This is a genomic window from Flavobacterium humidisoli, from assembly GCF_023272795.1.
In the GTDB taxonomy this organism is placed as follows: Bacteria; Bacteroidota; Bacteroidia; order Flavobacteriales; family Flavobacteriaceae; genus Flavobacterium; species Flavobacterium humidisoli.
In genome coordinates, this window is sequence record NZ_CP096829.1 from 4,532,110 (window position 1) to 4,551,119 (window position 19,010).

Sequence of the window (19,010 nt, forward strand, 5' to 3'; positions counted from 1 at the left end):
CTCGCAGATTTAGCAGATTCGGCAGATTTATAGTGATAAATTGTCTTGTTTAACGATTACATATTGATCACTGTTTATTGTTTAATTCTGGAAAATCTTTTTCAAATAAGCTACGTTAGCTCCGTAATTAGCTTTTACATTGTGCACTTGTGTCACGTCACGAGAACGTTCTACAATCAGCCATCCGCTCCATTTCATTTCGTCTAATGTTTGTTTGATTTTTGGCATATCGATCGCTTTATCGTTTTCTAACCAAAACTGATCAGTGTTTGATGCATGAATTTGTGCTAGATATTTCTTTCCTAAGATTTTTAATTCTGATGAAATATCTCTTTTATTATCTAAAGCATTGGCAAAATTGAAAGAGCTTTTAATATATTTTGAATCGATTTCTTCTAAAAGTTTTTTCTCTTCTGTCGCGCTCAATGAAGTTTCAATCGCAATAACACCACCAATTTTCCCCACTTCTTTTCCTGCCCACTGCAATCTCTTGATCACTTCTGGACGTAATTCTGGATTCTTAACCAAATCGGTTTGAGTTCCTAACGGCAAATAAGCCACTTTAACTTTCATATTTTTCATGGCTTGAATACAATCCGTAATCATTGGCGTGATTTCTCTTGTGGCAAAAGATTGTGCATAAAATCCAGACATCGCAATAGAACTGATTCCAACGCCAGTTTCTTTCGATTTATCTAAGAATTTTTGTCTCTCAACTGGATCACCTAATTTGCTGTCAAAAGTTGGTCGATTTCCTAAACCTCCCATGTCCAGTTCGATTCCGTCTGCTTTTAATTCGGCTGCTAGACCAAAAGCGCCCAGTTTTTGTCTTTTTAAAATCATCCAGTCGCAAACTGCCACTTTGTATTTTTGCTTTTTGTTGGAAGACTGAGCCGTTGCGCAACTGTTGAATGTTGTTGACAGAACAACGAACAGTGCAATAAGTAAATTTCTTTTAGATTTCATGCTTATATTTTTTTTTGCCACAGATTAAAGGATTTAAATGGATTAAAAAAATCTGCTGAATCTGCTAAATCTGCGTGAAAAAATTTACTCTCGCAGATTGAGCAGATTTTCGAGATTTAATTAGAAAAAATCATTTTTAATCCTTTAATCTGTGGCTTATACTTTTTTACTCCTCTTCAGCCTTAACAGCTGTTACCACTTTTCCTTCTTCGCCTGGCCAGATTCCGTTTTTGATTGGAAGTGCTTTTAACTTCGTTGGATCGATTTTTACGTATTTCAGTTTTTCTCTTCTCCAAGTGTATACGATATGCACCATTCCGTCAGAACTCTGAATCATAGATGGATACGAATATTGGCTGATTTTTGAATCTTCTAAAACCAAAGCGGCTTTCCAGTTAATTCCGTCATCCGAAATCGAAACATTTAAAGGCGTTCTTGGGCCTTTTGCTTCTTTTCCAGGAGGTAAAACGTGATTGTAAACTAATAAATGTTTGCCGTTTTTAAGAGTTACAGCATCTGTTCCTGAGTTATTATTTGGAAGTCCGATTAATTCTACATCCGACCAGGTTTTTCCATTGTCTTTTGAGAAAGTGCTGAAAATAGCTCTGTTTCTGGTTCTTCCGATGGCCTGAATGCTTCCGTCTTTATGAAATAAAATACTGGGCTGAATCGCATTTATTTTTTGTTTTCCTCTTGGAAGCGTATCGCCCATTACCCAAGTTTTTCCGAAATCAGGAGTTGATTCCATACGCAATCTCCAGCCGTCGCCTTCGATACTTGACGGACATAATAGAGTTCCGTTGCTTAATAAAACAGGTTTATTTTTGATTGGCCCTAAGAAACCATCAGGCATTTTTTGTGCCTCAGACCATGTTTTTCCGCCGTCAGATGAAGTTCTGATTACGCCCCACCATTCTGATGGCTTTGGTCCGATTTTGTAGAAAAGCATTAAATCACCACCTGGAATTTGATATAAAACCGGATTCCATGTTGGTAATCTCGGACCTTCTTTCATCACACCATCGGCCACTTTAACGCCTTCATTCCAAGTATCGCTTCCTTTAGGTTTAATGGCGACATAAATACAAACATCAGGATGTCTTTCGTGAGTTCCACCGAACCAAGAAGCAACTAAATCACCATTTGTAGCTTCGACAATTGTAACAGCGTGGCAAGACGGATAAGGTGCTTTATCGTAAATAAACTGATCTACTAAAATTCCTTCTTTCCAAGTCTTTTTCTCTAAAGCCGATTTACAACTTCCTAAAAGGAAAAGTCCAAACAAGACAAATGCTAATTTTGTTATCTTCATTCTTAATTAAATTATGAATTATTTTTTTTGACTATAAATACATACCTAACATTTTTTTAGGTAAAAATATTTAATAAGTGTAAAAATAACACCAAAAAATTAACAATGTATCCTGTACTGTCCCGAATTATTAAAAATGCCGATTATTTAACGTTTAAAATGTAGGTTCCTGATAAAAGTGTAATAGCAAGATTACTTTTATGTTATATATAAAATGGTAAATTTTATTTAAATCAATTAACTGTTTAATCTTTTGTTCAATTCTTTATCAAAATCTGAAATAAAGTTTTCGTCCTGTATAACTCTAAATTTATCATATTCAGATTCGGCTTTTAATTTTGCTTCAAGCATTGTTACTTTTCCAGTATTAGTAAGAATTGGATAATCTGCTAATTCTAAAAATTGGTTCAAAAATTTTTCCCAATCTTCCATATTCATAACTTTTTTATTTATGGCCCTGCTTTCTGCCAAGTCTAAATAAGCAGTCACAATACGCTGCAACGCCTTGATATGTTCTTCGTTGAGATAATTCTTAGCAATAACAACATCGCTTTTTAGTATTTTTCCGTCAGGGGCATGTTTCCACGCTTTTAGTCCCATAAATAATTTTGCAGCATCCGCTTCGGTATAAATTATTTCAGCAGCCGTTTTTCCTGTAATTGCCCAATGTAATTTATTTTGTACTGTCGCAAAAAAATGTTGTGTGATAGTCGATTGATTATTATAATCTGCCGAAAGAGCAAAAATATCTGTTACTTTTTGATAGAGTCTTCTTTCGCTTAATCTAATTTCTCGCACGCGTTCCAACATTTCGTCAAAATAATCCTGACCAAAATGTTTCATTTGCTTTAAGCGATCATCATCCATAGCAAAACCTTTGATGATGTATTCGTGCAAAATTTCTGTCGCCCATTTTCTAAATTCAATAGCACGCTCTGAATTTACTCTATAACCAACAGCTGTTATTACCCTTAAATTATAAAATTTAGAAGTATATACTTTTCCGTCTTCCGCAGTATGTCGGAAATTCCGACATACTGAATTTTCTTCTAATTCTGCATCTGAAAAAATATTTTTTAGATGTTCTGTAATTGTAGAACGACCTTTCTGAAATAGTTCGGCTATTCTTTTTTGCGATAGCCAAAGTGTTTGATCTTGAAAATAAACATCGATATTTACTTTGCCGTTTCCTGTTTTGAAAATAACAAAATTAGAAAGTAACTGAAGATTTTGTTCCTGATTCTCCATAACTTAATATTCTTTAATTGTTTTATTTTCTTTTTGCAACAAACCATTTTCAGTTGTCATTCTTATATCCTTTTTAAACAAATACTCTAAATCAATTACCATTTTGAATCCTTAAAGTTTAGCATTTGAATCTTGCTTTTTTATTAAAAATAGTCTTTCAAATCTACTATTTTAAAACAGTTCTCACAACAAATCGAAGATTTACAAATACAAAACTTTTTTATTTAACGTTTATCGAATAATTTCCTGATGAAAGTGTAACGACAACCTGATTGTTTTTTGCTTTATAAGAGTAAGAAGTTTTATCCAATTTCATTTTATTGATTGAAATCGCAGAAATATCTGTTGTTGGAAGATACACAATAGCCGAAGTATTTTCGGGAATGGTAAAGTTCCAAACTAAAGCTTTTTTATCTTTTTTCCAGTCGCTTTTAATTAAACCGTAAATCGATTCGTAAGAAGCATTTACATAAGTCAATCCAGCATTAAAATCTGGCTTCATAATAATTTGTTTGAAACCCGGAGTTTCAGGATTGCTTTTGATTCCCGCCATATTTTCGTAATACCAAATCAATAAATCGCCCAAAAGCATTACGTGATTTTGCGAATTCATAGCTGGATCGGCAGTGTTTCCGTTCCAAAGTTCCCAAATGGTGGTTGCGCCGTTTTCGACCATATAACCCCAGCTTGGATAGGTTTTGTTTGATGCCAATTTAAAAGCTAAATCACCTCGTCCAAAATTAGTCAGTGTTCGCATTAAAAACTGCGTTCCGATAACTCCTGTACTTACATGACCGTTTTTAGTTACTTCAACCTCGTGGACTAAATTTTCAAAAACTTTTTGCTGTAATTCTTCTGGAACCATTCCGAAAGTCAACGGCAAAAGATTGGCTGTTACAGTATTGTTGGCGTAATTGTTTTTTGATGTATTAAAATATTTCGCATTGAATGCTTTTTTGATTCTGGAAGCCAGATCTTCGTAATGTGCAATGTCTCTTTCAGCATTGGCTATTACCGCAAACTTTTTCATTGTATTTAAAAGCTGATAGAAAAAGGCGCTCGAGATCAATTCGCCATCTGTTAAACGAGCAGGATCTTTAGAACGAATTAACTCTAATGATTCGGGCGGAACACACCAATCTCCGTATTTATCTTTAGTCATGATGTCATCAACCAAATAATTTTCTTCCATATAATCCATCCATTTTTTCATAGACGGATATTGTTTTTGAATTACTTTTTTGTCTCCAAACTGCTGATACAGCATATCAGCAACTGTAATATAAGTTCCCGGCCAAGTCACATTATCACCATAATAACGCCAGAAAGCTGGTGCAACATCCGGAATTCCGCCGTCGATAGTCTGTGCGTTTTTAATATCGTCAAGCCATTTTGCATATAATGTTTGGTTATCAAATAAAAAACTTTCACCATAAGCTCCTGTTGTTCTGTCTCCCAACCAAGGCTGACGCTCGTTTCTCTGTGGACAATCAATTGGCATTCCTTTATAATTTCCGCTGATTCCCCACCAAGCATTCTTAAAAATCTGATTCATAATTGGATTTGAAGAATCGAAAGTTCCTGTTGTGGCAATATCATCGTAAACGACTTTTCCAACAAAATTCTCTATACTTGGTTTGGTTTTAAAACCTGAAATTTCAACAAATCTAAAACCGTGAAAAATAAAACGAGGTTCCCATACTTCATCTCCTTCGCCTTTTAAAGTATAAATATCAGTCGTTTTAGCATCGCGTAGATTCGCAATATACAACGAACCATCCGGCTGTAAAGATTCTGCAAACTTCATCGTGATTTTCTCGCCCGCATTTCCTTTCACTTTCAATTGCAGCCAGCCTACCATATTCTGTCCCATATCTAAGATATAAGTTCCTTTTGGTGTCTGTTTGATTGAAATAGGTTTTACTTCGCGTTTAATTTTCATATTCGCCGACATCTGTCCTTCGTAAAATCCGCCTGGTTCCTGAACATATTCTGCCGAAAGCCATTTTTTATCATCAAAATTAATGGTATTCCAGCCTTTCATTTCTTTACGAGCATCGTATTCTTCTCCGTCGTATTCGTTGTTTGACAAGATTGGTCCATCAGTTGTGATTTTCCAAGTATCGTCTGTGCGAATAACATCTTTGCTTCCATCTGTATATTCTACAAATAACTGCAAAGCCATTTTCGGATAGCCAAAAGTTTTGATTTTATAAGGTTTATAATCCTGACGCATCGTAAAAAAACGTCCGTTTCCTAAAATCGTTCCCAATGCATTTTTGCCTTCTTTCAATTGCGAAGTCACATCAAAAACATTGTATTTCAAATTCTTCGTATAATCCGTAGGAACGGGAGCCAAAACCTGATCGCCAATTTTATTTCCGTTAATGTACAGCTCATACAAGCCCATTCCCATGATATAAACTTTGGCATTTTTGACTTTCTTTTTCAAGTCAATTTCTTTTCTTAAATATCTGGCTGATAATCGAGAATACTGCGAAATACTATCGCCCGGAGAAGTTTTTTCATACCCAATCCAACGCGTCGATTTCCAGTCCGCATAAGTTAAAATCCCGATGCTGAAATGAGCTGGTTCTGCTGATTTTACTTCGCCTTTATTGGTAGAAATAATTGCTTTCCAGTAAACATCTTGTCTGTCTTTTAGCTTTTTTCCGTTGTAAATTACGTTTACAGATTCATCGCTTTGTACTTTTCCACTGTCCCATAAATCAGCGTTTCCTGCGTTTAGCTTTTCTAAAGTTGAAGAAGCTAATATTTGAAAATGGGTTTGTTTGACATCATTTACGTTTGCTTTTATTTTCCAGCTCAATCTTGGCTGTAAAACATCAATTCCTTCCGGATTCGTCAGCATTTCGCACTTTAAGTCCACAACACTGATTTTATTTTGGGCTTTCGCCGAAAGTGTAAAAAGTGAGAGGATTATTATTAGATGTAAAAAAAACTTTTTCATGATTTTATTTTAAACTGCTATTTTTTATGTTCCGAAGACTGGTATATTTAGTAATTAAGCTAACTGAAAATGTTACATTTTATAAAGAATAGACATTACCATATCTCCCTCTGATTTTATCCATTAAACTTAAATCCTTAACTTGAATATTCCTTCCCTTTAGCATCTTGTGCGCGTTCCAGCGAATTTTCCAATTGGTATCTTTTGTTTTGTCTCTTAGTTTTGAAATAACCGACTGTTTAATTCCTAAACCATCAAAATCCAGCCAATATTCCAATAACGACAACGAATTAAATCGAATTTGCAATTTTTGATTATCAAGCTCTTTAACCAAAATTTCTATAACCTTTTCTGCGTCTAAAGAATTCGTTTCATCAACTGTAATATTCTCTAAAAGAGGATAAAGCTTCTCCATTTTATTTTGATTGATGGCGATTTCAAAAACCCTGATAAATTCTTTGGTTAAAAAATCATTCCAAAAACTATAATTTTCGCATTCAGATAAAGAATAATAGATTAGACTAATTTTATCTGTTTCTGAAAAAAGCTTTTCTTCGCAGAAACTTTTTAATTCTTCAACATTGTTTCTGCATATTTTTTCTGTAGTTGCTTCTACTTTTTCTGATGCATCAAAATCCAGATTCGAATATTCTTCATACCCCATTATAGAATCAAATACCATATTGTTTTTTTTATTTAATTGGAAACCAACTTCTCTAATCTCTCAGAAAAAGCAATTTCCTTTCCGTTTTTAAAGATCCTGAAACCTTTTCCTTTTTTATATTTTTCTCCGGTTTTATCCCAAAGAATCGTAATAATATTGCCGTGATACAAAACATTATCCAAACAAAACCAATCCCATTTTTCCTGTGGAATCAACGGATTCACTTCTATCTTTTCATCCGCTCTTGGACGCAAACCAACCAATCCTGTAATCATCAAATCGTTAAAAGTCGAGTGATTATAATAACGGCTTCTCTCTCTGTCGCCCATTAGCCAATATCCTGTTGTTTCATCCAAATACTCGCCAAGATAAGGTTTCCCTCTGTAATATTGCGACTGCACGTACAAATCCATTTGTTTGAAATAATCCGTCTTAGCCACAAAATTCTGATCATAATTATTCAGAACATTCGCTAAAGCCGTCAAAGTCTGAGAACTTGCAAATGGCCAAATGGCTCCGTCCCACTCGCAGGTTCCGGTTCCATGCGTTCTAAAACGCGGACTTCTTCTTTCGGCTGTTGTCAAACCAAACGGCGCCGAAAATCCTTTTTCGTCCTTAATTTGTTCCCACGCTTTTTCAAAACCTTTTCCTTTTTCTGGAAGATTAAAATACCACGGAATAAATCCGATCGCTTCTCTAACCTGCGCTAATGTATCTTTTTCTGTTAAAGTTTCAAAAAACTCGCTTTTAGCATTCCATAATTTGGTTTCGACTAATTGCTGCAAAACAGCTGCTTTCGCTTTAAATTTTGTTTCTGCTTCCTTATCGCCTTTCATAGCAGCCATTTTAGAAATCGCCATAGCGTTCCCAAACATATAACTGTTAATCGTTGGTCTTGCATTTTGCACTTTACGCCCGCCGCTTAAAGATTCTTCCATTCCATCTTTTACATCATGCTGCCAAAACAAACCATCCTTGCGCTGACGGTCTTTTTCCCAAACAGCATAATCTGTTACCATGTCTGGATACATATCCAATAGAAATTTTTCATCTTTATTCACCAAATAACGGTTGTACAAAGCATCAGCTGTCCAACTGCTGAATTTATACAATTTGTTCATCGGTTTTCCATCATTTCCTCGGTACCAAATTTTCACATCCTGCTCAATATACTGCGGATCATGAATCCATCTGAATTCATTAATGTGATGCCCTAAAGCACAACTGATCATGTTGTATTTATCTGCATACGAACGATCTACCAAGAACTCGGTAATCGCAAATCCCTGTGGTGTTTTTTTAATATGCTTTCTCGCACTCCACCAACGGAAATAGTAAATCTCCTCAAAATTCTGCTGCGGACATTCAAACAACGGAATATTCTTTTCCATCCAAATCCACGCACTGTCATTCGGAATCGCAAATTTCAAATTTTCATCTTCCATCGTGTTGAAATAATCAACATAATGTTTGAAGTTCTTTTCTTTTAAAACAACCGCTTTTCCTTTTTGAGAATGCCCTGCGCCCGATTTACAGCTTATGTTCAAAGTTGAAACCAAGATTAGTAAAGCAATTATTTTGTATTTAAAATGATGTAACATATTCTGTTTCTATTTTATTCTTTTCATATAGTTTTGTCATTTCGACGTAAGGAGAAATCACACGCGGGATTCCGTAACGAGAATCTCCAATCTTTGTCGAGCTTCGAGTGTGATTCCTCGTTCCTCGGAATGACAAACTATACTTATAATGTATTAATTCCCCGTAAAAGTATACGTCTGCCCTGCTTTCATATTCACATCGTAAATATTATAATTTGGCAGTTTTACTTTTTCCAGTTTCGCTTGATCAGAGATAATCGGTTTCTTTACTTGAACATCATAAATCAACGGATTTGGATTTTTGCCTTTTGCTTTTTTAAGCGAATTTCCTTTTAAAGTATTTTCTACTTTCAATCTACAGTTTCCTCCTATTTTGGAGTAGATTTTCAACTCCGAAACTTTATTGTTTTTCCACGTCATGTCAATTACAAATCCGCCTCTGGCCACCAGACCTTTTATACTTCCGTCTTTCCAAACGCTAGGTAAAGCCGGCAATAAATGTATTTCATCTTCCTGACTCTGCATTAACATTTCAGCAAAACCGGCTGTGCATCCAAAGTTACCATCAATTTGAAACGGCTGATGCGCATCTAACATATTCGGATACGTTCCACCGCCTTTTCTTTGGTCAGCTGTCACCAAATGCAATTGATCCTGAATTAATTTATAAGCATGATTTCCGTCTAAAAGTCTGGCCCATAAATTTACTTTCCATCCCATCGACCAGCCTGTAGATTCGTCTGTTCTGTAAATCAAAGATTGCTTGGCCGCTTCAAATAACTCAGGTGTTTTAATTGCCGAAATCTGATTACTCGGATACAATCCGTATAAATGCGAAACGTGTCGGTGATTGTCTTTTGGATTATCCCAATCCTCCTGCCATTCTTGTAACTGACTGTGTTTTCCAACCTTCATTGGAGGCATTTTAGCTAAAGCATCACGTACTTTTTTCACATAAGCTGCATCCGGAGAAACCAAAGCCGAAGCCTCAGTAACATGCGTAAACAAATCAAAAATCAATTGATTGTCCATTGTAGTTCCGGAAGCAATTGTCGCTTTTCCTGTTCCGCCCGCATGTGTGTTTTCGGGAGAACTTGAAGGGACAACCACCAAATATTTTGTATTCGGATCGATCACCATAAAATCAAGGAAAAAATCTGCAGCTCCTTTCATAATTGGATAAATTTCTGCCAGATATTTTTTATCACCAGTGTATAAATATCTTTCCCATAAATCCTGACAAATCCATGCACCGCCTGTCGGCCACATTCCTGATGCAGCAGAATCTACGGGAGCCGTTACACGCCAGATATCGGTATTGTGGTGCAAAACCCAACCGCTGGCATTGTACATTATTTTCGCAGTTTCTGCGCCCGTAACACTTAATTCTTTTGCCATTTGAACAAAAGGTTCGTGCATTTCCTGAAGATTGGTTACCTGTGCAGGCCAATAATTCATTTCGGCATTGATGTTTGTGGTGTATTTACTGTCCCAAGGAGGTGTTACCATGTCGTTCCAAATTCCCTGCAAATTAGCCGGCTGACCGCCTGGCTGTGAACTCGAAATTAAAAGATAACGTCCAAACTGAAAATACAAAGCTGCCAATTGCGGATCAAATTGTTTCGAGAAGTCGCGAATTCTTTCGTTTGTTGGTTGCTTCACTAAATCATTCGAACCTAAATTTAAAGCCACTCTGTTGAAAAATTTTTGGTAATAATCAACGTGGGATTTTTTTATGGTTTCAAAATCTTTTACTTCGGCTTTAGCCAAATACTCTTTACTTTTGGCAATTTCATCGCCCGATATATCCTGATAATTTTTAAAATTAGTTGCGATCGAAATATACAAAGTCACTTCATCGGCTTTATTAATGCTTAAGATTCCGTTGCTGGCGTTAATTTCGCCGCCTTTATTTTTAGCCGTTAAACGCCCCTGAAATTTTACTTTTCCTTTTACGCCTTCAAAATTAGTCCCTAAACCCGAAAGTATGATTTGGTTTCCTTCTGTTGAAGCTACCGTTTTATCAATCGGACTATTCATAAAAACATTGCAGGTAATCTGCCCCGGCTGACTCGCCGAAAGTTTCACCACAATAACCTGATCTGAAAATGCGGTTAGAATTTCTCTGGTAAATTCGATACCGTTTACTTTGTATTTTACTTTTGCGGTGGCGGTGCTTATATCTAAATCACGGTAATAATCGGTATATTTTTGATGTCCTGCGAAGGAAATATAAACGCTCCCAAAAGTTTGGTACGGCATTCCGTCATTAGTCTGCGACATAATATCTTTGGTTGCCAAATCCTGTGCTTCATCAAATTTCCCATCAAAAATAAGCTGTCTTACTTTTGGCAAAGCCTCGATTGATTTAGAATGTGCATTGCTGTTTGGAGAACCTGCCCAAATGGTTTCTTCATTCAATTGCAAACGTTCTACAGCAGGATCGCCAAAAACCATCGCCCCCAAGCGTCCGTTACCTAATGGCAAAGCTTCGTTCCAGATTGCAGCCGGTTTATCGTACCATAATTTCAGGTCGTTTTGTGCTGTTGCTGTAAGCGAAAAAATCCCAAAACAAATCGCCGTAATTTTACTTTTTAACTTCATAGTATATTTTTTTTTCGCCACGAATTCACGAATTAACTCTAATCATTCTTTGCGTTTAATTTCTCAAATTTATTTTTCTAATAATTAAAAATACTCTCGCAGATTATGGAGATTAATAATTCGTGAATTCGTGGCTATTTTTTAACCTCGTAAACTTTCAGATTTTTTTCTCCGAACATTTCATATAATTTGTTGATGTCTTTCAACGCATTTTTAGGCAGATTTTCTGCTTTGTTTCCAAAAACATACAACTTATCGTAAGTTTCAATCACACAAGCCGATTCGTCGATTTCGCCTTTATCATTCTTCACTTTATTCAAATCTAAATTTAAATATTTCGCCATAAACGGATACAAAGCCATACGTTTTGAAACTCCGAAATCATGTCCTTCTTTTGCAAAATGAGCATTTTCGACTAAATCTTTCTTTCCGTACAATTCATACGTTCTCTGGATAAAAGGAAATTCCAGTTCCGGAACCGCTAAGGTCCAGTCTTTTCCATCAGAAACAATTAATTGCGGTTTTGGCGCCATCATCGCTGATATTTCTGCATTGTTTGTTCCGTTGCCGCATAAGTGAATGCCACGACCGCTTTCACACGGACAACCGCCTGAAAAATGAGATGAAACCATCACAACCGGAGCTGAAACTTTGATTCGGTCATCTAATGCTGCTAAAAACATCGTATGAGAACCTCCGCCAGAACCACCAGTAACGCCAACTCTTGACATATCAGCATTTTTTACCGTTGCCAAATAATCCAGAAAACGTATTCCGGTTAAAACCTGAACTGTCGATGCAATACTATTTCTGTGCGTTTCTTCAGGAAACTGTAATAATGATTCTCCCCATGCAAATAAATCATAAGACACAACAATAGCGCCCATTTTAGCCATAATCGCGCAACGGTACTGCTCGTCTTTTCTATATCTTCCATCTCCAAAATGTCCGTCAGGAGTTAAAATAACTGCTGCTTTTTTATTTAACGGATACGGTTTGTAAATCGATCCAGTTGCATAAACACCCGGCAAGATTTCCAAAGCGATATTTTCTACGCTGTAATCTTTATAAATTCTCTTTGGAGTTAAAAGTGGTTTAGACTTTGGCGTAGGGGGCGCCTTATCCAAACCAAATGAGGTTATCATACAAGCTTTTAACTCCGTTTTACGTTTTTCCCATTGTTCTTTAGTCGAATAAAGGCTTTCTAAATAAAACAAGCGTTCTTTTCCTTTATCAACTGAAACTTTATGGTTTTCATATTTACGAATAATGTAGGTTCCATCTGGCTGTTTAAAATACATCAATTCAAACGGAGCCAGAATGTTAGTTAACGAAATAGCCAGATTTCCGGGTTCAATTCTCCAGTCGGCATAATCCAGTTCTTTTCCTTTTAATAAACCTCGGTCGTCGTTAATCGTGACATTAAAAACGGTTTCTATTTTCTTTAAAGTTTCTGAAACCGGTTTTCTAAAATTAGTATCAGAAGTGCTTTGCGCATTGGCAAATGTCAAAGCAAAAATGGAAACTGCAATTGTAATTATGTATTTGATATTCTTCATTTATATTGTTGAGATTTTAGACACTGATAAAACAGATTCACTTCGTAAAGACGCGGATAAAAACGGATTTTTTAATTATTTTGAATAGAAAAATCCGTGTCAGTCCGTGTTTTCGCGATAGCGAACCCGTGTCATCCGTGTTCTATATTTTGCATTCTATTTTATAATTTCCAGATCCTAATTCTAAAGTTGGTTTCGTTCCATCAAAACCTGTCCTAACTTTTTTATTGTCAATCTTTATTTCCGAACTTTTAGAAACAGGTAATTTTATTGTTGCCGTTGTATTCACCGGAATTTCAACATTCAGAATAAACTTGCCGTCTTTCTTTTCCCAAGACGAAACTATTTTTCCGTAAACCGATTGATAATCTGCTTTCGCGAAAATCATATCGCCCACTACTTCCGGCTGAATAAAGAAATGCTTGAAACCTGGTTTTTCGGGATCTGCCATAATTCCGGCTAAGCTTTGGTAAAACCATTCTTCAATCTGCCCAAGCATAAAATGATTCCACGAATTTCCTTTTCTCGGATCCCATTGTTCCGTTAAAGTCGTTAAACCAAATTTAATCTGAAAACCATAACCCGGCGCATCGTAATGATTGTGCATTTTGTACATGGTTTCGTTCTCACCGTTTCTTGCCAGCGTTTGGAATAAATAGCGATTTCCAACATCTCCAGTTGTTAAACGATCTCCTTTTTCTTTGATGTCAGCCAGTAAATTTTGCATTACAGCCTCTTTATACTGCGGTTCTACGATATTCATGAAAATCGGAACGGCATTGCTAAACTGACTGTTTGTACCGTATTGTTTGGTTTCCGTATTGAAAAATTTTGCATTGAAAGCCGTTTTGATTTCAGAAGCCAAAGTTTCGTATTTCTCGATATCTTCCGTTTTTCCCAACATTTTAGCCGCCTTAGCCACTAAATAAGCCCCATAATAATAATGCGAAGTAGCCGAAAGCGCAATCGGACTGTTTTTTGAATAGCCTGCAGCGTGCGTTCCGTAATCGTACCAGTCGCCTAATCCGTGCGATACAATATGATTTTCTGCTTTTGTGCCTAGATAATCTACATACTTTTTCATTATAGGAAAATATTTTTCCAGTAATGTGGCATCACCGTAATATTCATAATACATCCAAGGCAGAATCACGCCTGTTACACCCCATTCTGGGGAATCGGTAAAGTCACCTCCAAAAATTACATATTCAGGAACGATGGTTGGAATTAATCCGTTATCGCGTTGTGAATCAGAAATATTCTGCATCGTTGCAGGAATAAAAGTCTGTAAATTATAATTGAACATTAAACCCGGACCATTCAAATGAATTTCTTCCAGCCAGCCTAATTTTTCACGCTGCGGACAATCGGTAAAAACACTTTGAAAATTACTTTTTATCGAATTGTTGATCAGCTCGTGTGTTTTATTGAAAATCTCATTCGAACAGGCAAAACTTCCTGCTTCTCCTGCCGAATTGTAAATGAAATTCGATTTTAAATCAACCAAAGTTGGAAGTTCCTTATTCTTATCTTCTTTATAATTAATGTTTTCAATCTGAACATATTGATAGCCGTAGAAACTGAATTTTGGTGTCCATTCTTCAACGTCTTTTCCTTTTAAAGTATAATCGTAATAGTATGGTTTTCCAGATCTTCCCTGAGCAATTGTTCCTTCTTCATTTAATCCTTCGGCTACCCAAACACGAATCGTCTGTCCTTTTTTTCCTTTTACTTTAATAGTTGGAAATCCAGAAAGATTCTGTCCCATATCAAAAACATAGAAATTCGGTTTCAACTCTTTTACGGTTTTTACTTCGTATTGCTTCTGAATTGTAACTGGCGGTGCAGTCTGCGCTCTTAAAACTCCTTTTGGAGCTTCCTGAATTACAACTTTTTTCCAATCAGCATCTTTGAAACCTTTTCTGTTCCAGCCTTTTTGTTCTAAATTGGCGTTGTAATCTTCTCCTCCAAAAATACTATTATACGTAATCGGACTTTTACTGTATTTCCATGTTTCATCCGATTTTATAATTTCTTCTGAACCGTCTTTATAGCTAATTTTCATTTTGAAGAATAAAGTCGGCGGGCCAAAACTCACGAAAAATTTGGTATATCTTTCGGCAAGTGTATTGTACATTCCGTTTCCTAACAAAACACCAATTACGTTATCGCCTTTTTGAAATTCTTTTGAGCTTAATTCGTAAACATTGTAATTAACCGTTTTATCATAATCTGTCCATAAAGGTGCAAATTGACTGTTTCCAACTTTTTTACCATTGATAGTCAATTCATAATGTCCTAAACCTGAGATATAAACAACTGCTTCTTTGATTTCTTTTTTTATTTCGAAAGGTTTACGAAGCATGATACTCCTGCGTGAAAGCGAATCTGAAGCATTGATAAACGAATTCTTTTTTTCTCTGTTGAAAGTGGCTGTATGATAATTTCGGCCTTCCGGTAAATGACTGTCGGCTTTGGTAATCGCCCCAATCCAAATCGAATTTAATTCTGATTCTAATGAAGCGGTTCTAAAAAAAGCTGTTTTGCTCCATTTAGAAATTTTTCCCACTTGATTCCAAACTTTCACTTTCCAGAAATATTTGGTTTCACTTTTTAATGGCTTTCCATTATAAACGATATGCAGATTTTTTTCTGTATTTACTCTTCCAGAATTCCAGATATCTCCATCATCATTATTTAGTTTTTCTTCCGAAGAAGCAACTAAAATCAAATAAGCAATTTGTGATGCATCGGATTCTTTTGAAACCAGCTTCCAGCTCAGCCTCGGTTGATTTTGAACCACTGCTAATGGATTTTCAGCCATTTCTGTTGTTAAATGTACAGGCAAAATTTGTCCTTTAGAAACTAAGGTTACTAAAAGACAAATTGCTAATACTATGTTTTTGAAATTCTTCATTTCTTATTGTTGAGATTTTGAACGCGGATTAAACGGATTTACTTCGTAAAGACGCGGATAAAAACGGATTTTTTCATTGTAGTATTTAAAAAATCCGCGTCAATCTGCGTCTTCGCTTTAGCGAATCTGTGTCATCCGCGTTCTATAATTTTTTCGTTATCAACGATTCAATATTAAATACTGCTTCCGGAATTAATTTTCCTGTTTGAGGCAGATCATCGTAATCATCTGTATCTGGTGCTGTGTCCGGATTTGGCGTATATCTCTGTTCGCCTGTGCGGAACATAATTCGCTCAAAACCATCTACCGGAGCATAAAAAATTCTCGTTGATTCTTTTTCGTCGTTTACCTTTACAGTGTACGAACGGGTTTTAACGTTCAATTTTACATTTACTTTATACTCTTTTCCAGCTTCGTATTTGGCAATCGTATTAAAACGCGCTCCCGTTTTTGTTTTCAACTGCCCATCCGAATCAAAAGTTAATCTTACGGCTGGTAATCCTTGTTTATTCTGAAATTCAATTTGTAATAGACCGTGATTATTCTGCTCTGGTTTAACCGTAAAAGTGACTTCCATTTTTTCTGCAAAAGGAACAACACGTTCTGCGCGGGCATAATCAAAATAATCCTGATCTCTTAACGTCAGCCATTTTTTGCCCTCTTTCTTTTCTATTTTGGTTGAAGCCCAAGATAAATCATAGGTATTCCATAACTTTAATTCTTGTCCGTCAGGAAGATTACTGAAAACATCATTTGCGTTTTCTGTCACAACCGAAGTAACGGGAACCGGAATCGATGCTACCCAAATATCTTCTTTGTTTACACTGTAACTTACCCAAAGTTTCCCGTCAGGCGGAGTTCCGTCACCTTCTGAAATACCTCGAACGTACTGAGGCCCTGCCGATTTATAGTTTCCGCCATAACGCATCGGACTAATTTCGCCATGAACTAATAGTAAATCTTTGTAATTCAATCCGTCATCACTTGTTGAAATTGCCAAAGGCCAGCGGTATTCTGATGGATTGTAAACGGTCGCATAACGATTATCAGACGTTTTTTGTCCCCAGATTTTAGCATTGCTGTTTACAAAACCGGGAGCACGAACGGGAGTGTATTCCCATGTTTTTCCTCCGTCTTTACTGATTGATGTCAAAGCGTGTTTCCATAAACCTACAACATCGCCATTTGGCAGATGATACGAACTTAAAGCTTTATAAGGTTTCTTTAGTGGAATCAATTCGTCGTCACGATCGGCTTCTTCCACCCATTGCTGTAAAACCAACGGATCAGATAAAATTTCTTCGCAGGCTTTTTTCAAACCTTTGTCTTTTGCCTGTGTATAAAATGGAAAAGCCGATTTCGATTTATCCCAGGATTTATTGTATCTGATGAAGTAAATTTCGCCAAAACTTCCGTCTTTTTTGATTTCGCGAATTACACGTCCAATTCCCTTTCCGTCATTTGGATCGTCTTTTTCATCCATCGCAATTCCGTAATACGCCAAAGCAAAAAGTCGTTTTTCTTTTGAAGTATAAAAGCCCATTCTCTGGTGCATAATCGCGTCCAAATTTTTAGCAACGCCTTCTACGCCTTCTTTTTTCCATCCGTCAGGAATATGATAAATCGGGAAAATTACTTTTGGCATTTTCCAGCTTACGCCATCTTTTGAAGTCATAATCAGCGTCTGGCTCGGCGGAATATGCTCGCCTGCAGGATCACTTAAGTACTGAAGATAAAAAGTATCATTCCAATACGCCATTGTAGGTTGGTGATTGTATGTCCAGCCAAAACCATCGGCTTTTTCCGGATGTTCTCTGCTCGCACGCATAATCTGCGTAGCGTGAACTCCAACTGCCGGACTTAACTGCCCGTGATGATAATCAACATTTGAAAGTGTTTTACCAACGTAACGAACGGTATCTTTCTGCGCATTTACAGCTGTGCCAATCAATAAAATTGTGGCTGTAGTTAAGAGGTTGGTTTTGATATTTTGGAAAGTAATCATTAGTATTTTATTTTTTGCCACAGATTCCACAGATTAAAATGATTTTTTTTTTTTTTTCTGCTCAATCTGCAAAATCTGCGGGAAAAAATTTTACTCTCGCAGATTTTGCAGATCAAGCAGATTTATTTTTTTTGATTATTAAATACTATAAAAAAAATCATTTTAATCTGTGGAATCTGTGGCTATATCATTTATTTTTTATCAATTAATCCTTTTAAAACTTCTGCAGAGATTGTGGTAATCGTTCCGTGTTTGTGTCCTTCGGGAAGGCTTATTTTTGACGAAACATCTTCAAAATGAACAAAATCTGAAGTACTTAAGGCTTTATAATTTTTTGAACCGTAATTGTCATAATACAACAGCCATTTTTTATCGACTTTCACTACCGTTGGCCCTTCTGATAAATATTCTGTCAAAGGCTCTGAACTTTTGCTGAATGGTCCTAAAGGCGATTTTCCGAAAGCTACTTTTATGTTTCGCATGGGTCTGGTGTTGTCTTTCAGAACCAAAACATAATCTTTTTTTCCTTTCTTTACAATCACACAGTCAATTACGCTGAAACCTGGTTCGTAATATAATTTTGTATCAGAGAATGTTTTGAAATCTTTTGTCGTTACATAATACATTCTGTGATTGTTTTTTTCTTCTTCCACACCTTTTTCAAATCGGAACGGGATTGTCGATGCCCAGATAATGATGTATTCTTTTTTAACATCATCGTAAAAAATTTCCGGCGCCCAAACGTTTACCACTTCCGGTTCGTTTTTCATTACCGGAATATATTCTTGTTTTGACCAATGAATTAAATCTTTAGAACTAGCATATCCAAAACCATTTCCGCCTTTCCAGTCGGTTGTCCAAACCATGTGATAAGTTCCATCTGCTCCTTTTGTGATGGACGGATCACGCATGATTTTGCTAGCGCCGATTTCAGGTTTTAAGAATGAACCTTCCAAACCTTTCCAGTTATAACCGTCTTCGCTGTAAGCCAGATATAAACCTTCTGTTGCTGGTTCACGAAATGACGTAAAAAGGTATAAATCTTTCTTTTTCTGCGAATAACTAATCGCAAAAAGGAAAAAGGTTAGTATGATGACTATTTTTTTCATGTTGTCTAATTAAACACCAATTTCACAAATTAGCACGAATTAAATTGGTGTAAA

General features: G+C 36.2%; 11 protein-coding genes. All 11 read right to left on the reverse strand.

Annotation, left to right across the window (positions count from 1 at the left end; genetic code table 11):
* Positions 1 to 81: 81 nt before the first annotated feature.
* The 11 genes from M0M44_RS19340 to M0M44_RS19390 all read right to left on the reverse strand — a co-directional run bounded on the left by M0M44_RS19340 (position 82) and on the right by M0M44_RS19390 (position 18,956).
* Entirely contained in the window at positions 82 to 966 is an 885-nt protein-coding gene (locus M0M44_RS19340) for a sugar phosphate isomerase/epimerase family protein (protein ID WP_248727171.1), read from the reverse strand.
* Between the two features lie 166 nt (positions 967 to 1,132).
* A complete protein-coding gene (locus tag M0M44_RS19345) occupies positions 1,133 to 2,278 on the reverse strand; it encodes a sialidase family protein (RefSeq protein ID WP_248727172.1) in 1,146 nt (381 codons plus the stop codon).
* Between the two features lie 237 nt (positions 2,279 to 2,515).
* On the reverse strand, positions 2,516 to 3,526 hold the full coding sequence (locus tag M0M44_RS19350) for a virulence RhuM family protein (protein ID WP_194139461.1): 1,011 nt from the start codon (positions 3,524 to 3,526) through the stop codon (positions 2,516 to 2,518).
* 220 nt (positions 3,527 to 3,746) lie between these two features.
* The gene (locus M0M44_RS19355) at positions 3,747 to 6,497 is read right to left on the reverse strand and encodes a glycoside hydrolase family 78 protein (RefSeq protein ID WP_248727173.1); all 2,751 of its coding nucleotides are present in this window, start codon (positions 6,495 to 6,497) and stop codon (positions 3,747 to 3,749) included.
* Positions 6,498 to 6,576: 79 nt separating this feature from the next.
* The gene (locus M0M44_RS19360) at positions 6,577 to 7,179 is read right to left on the reverse strand and encodes a hypothetical protein (protein WP_248727174.1); all 603 of its coding nucleotides are present in this window, start codon (positions 7,177 to 7,179) and stop codon (positions 6,577 to 6,579) included.
* Positions 7,180 to 7,193: 14 nt separating this feature from the next.
* Entirely contained in the window at positions 7,194 to 8,762 is a 1,569-nt protein-coding gene (locus M0M44_RS19365; protein ID WP_248727175.1) for an MGH1-like glycoside hydrolase domain-containing protein, read from the reverse strand.
* Positions 8,763 to 8,915: 153 nt separating this feature from the next.
* The gene (locus M0M44_RS19370) at positions 8,916 to 11,366 is read right to left on the reverse strand and encodes a glycoside hydrolase family 95 protein (RefSeq protein WP_248727176.1); all 2,451 of its coding nucleotides are present in this window, start codon (positions 11,364 to 11,366) and stop codon (positions 8,916 to 8,918) included.
* Between the two features lie 134 nt (positions 11,367 to 11,500).
* On the reverse strand, positions 11,501 to 12,925 hold the full coding sequence (locus tag M0M44_RS19375; protein WP_248727177.1) for an acetylxylan esterase: 1,425 nt from the start codon (positions 12,923 to 12,925) through the stop codon (positions 11,501 to 11,503).
* A 142-nt stretch (positions 12,926 to 13,067) separates the two neighbouring features.
* Positions 13,068 to 15,842, reverse strand: coding sequence for a glycoside hydrolase family 78 protein (locus M0M44_RS19380; RefSeq protein WP_248727178.1), 2,775 nt, complete (start codon positions 15,840 to 15,842; stop codon positions 13,068 to 13,070).
* A gap of 142 nt (positions 15,843 to 15,984) precedes the next feature.
* Positions 15,985 to 17,847, reverse strand: a complete 1,863-nt coding sequence (locus M0M44_RS19385; RefSeq protein ID WP_248727179.1) for a sialidase/neuraminidase family protein — start codon at positions 17,845 to 17,847, stop codon at positions 15,985 to 15,987.
* Positions 17,848 to 18,038: 191 nt separating this feature from the next.
* Positions 18,039 to 18,956 (reverse strand): glycoside hydrolase family 43 protein, encoded by a 918-nt coding sequence (locus M0M44_RS19390; protein ID WP_248727180.1) that lies wholly within the window; start codon positions 18,954 to 18,956, stop codon positions 18,039 to 18,041.
* Between the last annotated feature and the right edge of the window lie 54 nt (positions 18,957 to 19,010).

Excerpts from the sequence above, each read along its gene's own strand:
- M0M44_RS19370 (WP_248727176.1), bottom strand. The coding sequence starts at position 11,366 with ATGAAGTTAAAAAGTAAAATTACGGCGATTTGTTTTGGGATTTTTTCG.
- M0M44_RS19365 (WP_248727175.1), bottom strand. The coding sequence starts at position 8,762 with ATGTTACATCATTTTAAATACAAAATAATTGCTTTACTAATCTTGGTT.
- M0M44_RS19375 (WP_248727177.1), bottom strand. The coding sequence starts at position 12,925 with ATGAAGAATATCAAATACATAATTACAATTGCAGTTTCCATTTTTGCT.
- M0M44_RS19340 (WP_248727171.1), bottom strand. The coding sequence starts at position 966 with ATGAAATCTAAAAGAAATTTACTTATTGCACTGTTCGTTGTTCTGTCA.
- M0M44_RS19350 (WP_194139461.1), bottom strand. The coding sequence starts at position 3,526 with ATGGAGAATCAGGAACAAAATCTTCAGTTACTTTCTAATTTTGTTATT.
- M0M44_RS19345 (WP_248727172.1), bottom strand. The coding sequence starts at position 2,278 with ATGAAGATAACAAAATTAGCATTTGTCTTGTTTGGACTTTTCCTTTTA.
- M0M44_RS19385 (WP_248727179.1), bottom strand. The coding sequence starts at position 17,847 with ATGATTACTTTCCAAAATATCAAAACCAACCTCTTAACTACAGCCACA.
- M0M44_RS19360 (WP_248727174.1), bottom strand. The coding sequence starts at position 7,179 with ATGGTATTTGATTCTATAATGGGGTATGAAGAATATTCGAATCTGGAT.
- M0M44_RS19390 (WP_248727180.1), bottom strand. The coding sequence starts at position 18,956 with ATGAAAAAAATAGTCATCATACTAACCTTTTTCCTTTTTGCGATTAGT.
- M0M44_RS19355 (WP_248727173.1), bottom strand. The coding sequence starts at position 6,497 with ATGAAAAAGTTTTTTTTACATCTAATAATAATCCTCTCACTTTTTACA.
- M0M44_RS19380 (WP_248727178.1), bottom strand. The coding sequence starts at position 15,842 with ATGAAGAATTTCAAAAACATAGTATTAGCAATTTGTCTTTTAGTAACC.